The organism is Anaerosporobacter sp. (assembly GCF_965301125.1).
Genome location: NZ_CBDLAM010000019.1, coordinates 29,821 through 34,522 on the forward strand (window position 1 = coordinate 29,821; position 4,702 = coordinate 34,522).

5 protein-coding genes are annotated in these 4,702 nt (G+C 34.0%); 1 reads left to right on the forward strand and 4 read right to left on the reverse strand.

Annotated features, from left to right (window positions below; genetic code table 11):
* Positions 1–398 precede the first annotated feature (398 nt).
* On the forward strand, positions 399–2,090 hold the full coding sequence (locus ACW2QF_RS03610; RefSeq protein WP_455714630.1) for a phosphoenolpyruvate carboxykinase (ATP): 1,692 nt from the start codon (positions 399–401) through the stop codon (positions 2,088–2,090).
* A 73-nt stretch (positions 2,091–2,163) separates the two neighbouring features.
* Here the strand turns inward: ACW2QF_RS03610 and ACW2QF_RS03615 are convergent, their stop codons facing one another.
* The 4 genes from ACW2QF_RS03615 to ACW2QF_RS03630 all read right to left on the reverse strand — a co-directional run bounded on the left by ACW2QF_RS03615 (position 2,164) and on the right by ACW2QF_RS03630 (position 4,554).
* Positions 2,164–3,240, reverse strand: a complete 1,077-nt coding sequence (locus ACW2QF_RS03615) for a transglutaminase domain-containing protein (protein WP_455714631.1) — start codon at positions 3,238–3,240, stop codon at positions 2,164–2,166.
* Positions 3,241–3,251: 11 nt separating this feature from the next.
* Positions 3,252–3,650 carry a metal-dependent transcriptional regulator gene (locus ACW2QF_RS03620; protein ID WP_455714632.1) on the reverse strand — a complete coding sequence of 133 codons (399 nt, stop codon included), beginning with the start codon at positions 3,648–3,650 and terminating at the stop codon, positions 3,252–3,254.
* Between the two features lie 15 nt (positions 3,651–3,665).
* Positions 3,666–4,112 carry a MarR family winged helix-turn-helix transcriptional regulator gene (locus ACW2QF_RS03625; RefSeq protein ID WP_455714633.1) on the reverse strand — a complete coding sequence of 149 codons (447 nt, stop codon included), beginning with the start codon at positions 4,110–4,112 and terminating at the stop codon, positions 3,666–3,668.
* 73 nt (positions 4,113–4,185) lie between these two features.
* Positions 4,186–4,554, reverse strand: coding sequence for a VOC family protein (locus ACW2QF_RS03630; RefSeq protein ID WP_455714634.1), 369 nt, complete (start codon positions 4,552–4,554; stop codon positions 4,186–4,188).
* Positions 4,555–4,702: the final 148 nt, after the last annotated feature.

Consider the following 4,702-nt stretch of genomic DNA (forward strand, 5'->3'; position numbering starts at 1 on the left):
ATAATAGTATTCGTAATAATTGAAACTATTGTTAACAAATTTGAGTGCTTTTTGTAAATTATAATTTTAGAATATAACAAATTCAATAAATTTTCATGAAAAATATTTGATTTATTGACATTTATGACACAAAAAACTATAATTAAAGTATAACTCTATTTTATTTAATATTTTTAGCAATATTTTAACTTGCATTGTTTTAAAATAGTACATATCTCTTATAGTTATACATTGTAGAATGTTATTATCACTTTTAGTTATGATCTCATAAAGAGGTCTCATAAAAAATTGTGTAGCATAAATTTAGCAAGACATTAATCATGCATGGTTTAGCATGTATCGTTCTAGCTAATTTATAATATAACTAACAATACCTTATAGTATAGGAGGAAATTCTCATGTCAACGAAATCTTATTATCCAATCGAAGAAATTGGGGCAGGAAAAGTCGGTTTTGCAACAACTCGTTCAATCATCGAAGCCGCCTTCTATGGAAACAACGTAGTAAAAGTAAACACATTGAAGGAAGCTTATGAATTAGCTAAAAACTCTCCAGGAACTGTTGTTACTGATATGCCTGTATATAGAGGTGAAGAGTTCGGTCTTGAAAAAGATGCTAAAGTTCTTTTATTCAATGATGGTGCAGTGACTGGACGTTACGCTACAGCTCGTCGTGTTGCTGGTGAACCAGGTGTTGATTGTGCAAAACTTGATAGAGTAATAATGGATGCAATTTATGAAACCCGCTGGAAAACAATGTACCATGCTGAAGTATTTGTTGGACTTGACGAAGAATTTATGGTGAAAGCCCATCTTCTTATTCCAGAAGGCGAAGAAAATATCATGTACAACTGGATGTTAAACTTCCAATACATGTCAGATGAATATGTAAAGATGTACAAGAATTCGAAACCAATCGGTGATGGAAAAGAAGCCGATATCTATATCTTCTCTGACCCTCAATGGGTTCCAGTTGATCGTCCGAATGTAGATCTTACTTGCTTAAGTGATCCTAAGTGTCTTTGCTACTTCAACACAGAACAAAACTGTGCTGCTATCTTAGGTATGAGATATTTTGGTGAACATAAAAAAGGTACACTAACAATGGCTTGGGCTATCGCAAACAGAAACGGTTATGCTTCTTGCCATGGTGGACAAAAAGAATATTCTTTAGCTGATGGTTCAAAATACGTTGCTTCTGTGTTTGGCTTATCAGGCTCTGGTAAATCAACTCTTACACATGCAAAACATGGCGGAAAATATCCTATCACCGTATTACATGACGATGCATTTATCATCAACACAGATACTTGTTCCTCTATCGCTTTAGAACCTACATATTTTGATAAAACTGCAGATTATCCAACAGGATGCCCAGACAATAAATATCTATTATCAGCACAAAACTGTTCTGCAACTCTAGACTCAGAAGGAAAGATTCAATTAGTAACTGAGGATATCAGAAATGGTAACGGACGTGCTATTAAATCTAAATTGTGGTCTCCAAACCGCGTTGATAAGATTGAAGCTCCTGTTAACGCAATCATTTGGATTATGAAAGATCCTACCCTTCCACCAGTAATCAAGGTAAAAGGTGCTTCCTTAGCATCAGTAATGGGTGCTACTTTAGCTACTAAGAGATCCTCTGCAGAACGACTTGCCCCTGGAGCAGATCCAAACGCATTGGTAGTAGTTCCTTATGCTAACCCTTTTAGAACTTACCCACTTGTTAATGATTATGAAAAATTCAAAAAATTAGTTGGTGATAGAAACGTGGATTGCTATATCGTTAACACTGGAGATTTCATGGGCAAGAAGGTTCAACCTAAGGATACTTTAGGAATTCTTGAAGCGATCGTAGAAGGTACTGCTACCTTCAAACAATGGGGTAATTTCTCTGATATTGAAATCATGGAACTAGAAGGTTTCATTCCTGATTTGAGCGATAAATCATATACAGATCTCTTAAAAGCGCGTATGCAAGAACGTGTTGACTTTGTTGAATCTAGAAACACTCACAAAAACGGTTATGACAAACTTCCTGAAGACGCTCTAGAATCATTAAAAAAACTTGTATCTGAATTAAACTAACTTTTTGTTTTAGATGTACATAAAAACAGGGTGCCATATAAGGACTAATCCTTCTTGGCACCCTGTTAATCTTTTATTTTGTTACTGTAACTTTCGTAGTTAGTTTTTTAACTGTTTTATCAGGCATAGTAACTGTAGCTGTTAATGTTGCTTTTCCCTTTGCTTTAGCAGTTATTTTACCAGTCTTTGATGCCGTGGCTATCTTCTTATTACTACTTTTCCATTGTACGCTTGCCTTTTCTGGAATTGGTAGCGTAATTTTCTTACTCTTGTTTACTTTCAAGGACAATTTCGATAACATCTTAATATCAGATGATGTTACTTTGTAATTATTCTCTGCTATCGGATACTTCTTCCGTACTTCTTTCGTAGAGAATTGATCTGCTGCTGTATGATCTTTATCAAAAGTATTACTACCCTTTAAGAAATAATCATAATAGACTTTGGTTCCTCCGATTGGGTCATCCCATGTCGGATCGACAAAATACCACTTTTTCTTTAACTTAACTATATTCCATGCATGTTGTGTCTCCACTCCACCCGACTCGGCAGTACCAGTAATAATCTTACAAGGTACACCTGCTTCTGTTACCATCTTATAGAATAAAAGTGCATAGCCGTTACATACGGTACTATTATTAATTAATCCATCATAAGCACTGAAATTTTTTAAATCTGTGTCATATTCTACATTATTAATTATATAATCGTGAATTGCCTTCACTTTCCCATATGCCGACATATTACTTACGCCAAGGGATTTAAGTATCTTCTCAATCTTGGCGTCAACAGCTTGGGTTTGTTTTAATGTTTCATAGTATTCAAATTTTATATTGAAATGCCTTCCATTAGAAGACAATGTATAAGACTTAAATAAACCATGTATATAATCTGCATCACTTGATGTATTCTCATCGTCTATCTGGTAAACATCTGCTAGCAAATCATCAAATTCATCGAATACTTTGGAACCATCATTTCCTGTATAAGTTATGCTTACTTTACTTTCTCGCTTGGTAACCGCATTATATAGTTCCTTAGTAAATTCATCACGATTCTTTGTTGTTGCTGCAGTGATAACCTGTGAAAAGATAAGAGAATTCATTAAAAGGATACATAATAAAAACGTTCTCAGTTTTTTAGCATACATCCCGATTCCTCCTACTTATTCTTACTCTTTCGTTCCTTCTTCAAGTACTTTTTCCATCTCTTCTTAGTCGACTTACTTATATTATGTTCCATTAAATCGGCTTCGAGATGTGCAGTTTCTGCGTCAACTTCTAAGACTTCTATAAGAAATTTACGAATCACCTTGTATGATTCATAGATATTATTCGCTGCTTTTTCACCTTTTGGAGTTAGCTTAACTGTCCCATAATGTTCATGTACAATAAATTCCCCTTCTTTTAGCGTATTAATTGCACGGTTTACACTAGGTTTAGATAAACCTAAATATCTTGCTACATCCGTTACTCTTACCTCTTGTTGCTCTCGTCCCAGTAGATATATCTGCTTAAGATAATCCTCCTGCGATGCGGTAAGTGTATATTTCTCTTTCATTGTACCTCCAAATTGCTATTTATCACACTGGTAACTTTTGAAGAACTGATTTAAATTCATCAATGCTTTTACTAAAGTATTCGTTTCTTCTTCATCTAATCCTTCCAACATAGCTTCAATCATTTCTTCATGAAACTTCTTATGATGATCAAATGCCTCTTTACCTAGGTCGCTTAGTGATATCAAAACAACACGTTTATCCTTTTCACTACGAGTTCGATACACGTAGCCCTTCTTAACAAGGTTATTAATTGCAATTGTTAACGTCCCAACTGTTACTTTCAATGCTTTAGCTACAGAAGACATATTCTTAGCCGCCCTGTCTCCAATTGCTTCTATGATATGCATATCATTATTTGTAATATTCTTAAATCGATCCGTTATAATAGCTTTTTGTTCTAATTCCATTATATCATTAAACAAACCAACTAATGTTTCATGAAACGTATTGTATGCATCCATAATATTTCCTCATTTCTATAAAGCATAGGTTGACAATAAGTCTCTTACTTATGTCAGCCTAGCTACCATCATTTTATTTAGATGGAACAATTTCTAACCAATACCCATCTGGGTCACTGATAAAATATATTCCCATACCTGGATTTTCAAAACATACGCAATCCATTTCCTTGTGTTTCTTCAAAGCTGACTCATAATCATCAACTTGGAAAGCCAAATGGAATTCGTTATCTCCTAAGTTATATGGACGGTCCCATTCTTTTAACCATGTAAGCTCTAATAGATGTGGCGTAGTTTCATCTCCAAGATATACAAGTGCGAAACTTCCATCAGATGCTTCATGTCTTCTTGTTTCTATAAGTCCCAACGCTTCTTTATAAAACGCAAGAGATTTATCAAGATCTAAAACATTAAAATTATTATGTGCAAATGTAAATTTCATATCCTACCTCCATTATTGATTTGATAGTAATATCTTAACATAGCTTTGTCTTGATTTCAAATAATAACATCAAAATAAGGCGAATTATATCAGTATTAAATATTACCATTTCCTTATATTGACATTGCATTTTTCGATAGTATATAGT

Excerpts from the sequence above, each read along its gene's own strand:
- ACW2QF_RS03630 (WP_455714634.1), bottom strand. The coding sequence starts at position 4,554 with ATGAAATTTACATTTGCACATAATAATTTTAATGTTTTAGATCTTGAT.
- ACW2QF_RS03610 (WP_455714630.1), top strand. The coding sequence starts at position 399 with ATGTCAACGAAATCTTATTATCCAATCGAAGAAATTGGGGCAGGAAAA.
- ACW2QF_RS03620 (WP_455714632.1), bottom strand. The coding sequence starts at position 3,650 with ATGAAAGAGAAATATACACTTACCGCATCGCAGGAGGATTATCTTAAG.
- ACW2QF_RS03615 (WP_455714631.1), bottom strand. The coding sequence starts at position 3,240 with ATGTATGCTAAAAAACTGAGAACGTTTTTATTATGTATCCTTTTAATG.
- ACW2QF_RS03625 (WP_455714633.1), bottom strand. The coding sequence starts at position 4,112 with ATGGATGCATACAATACGTTTCATGAAACATTAGTTGGTTTGTTTAAT.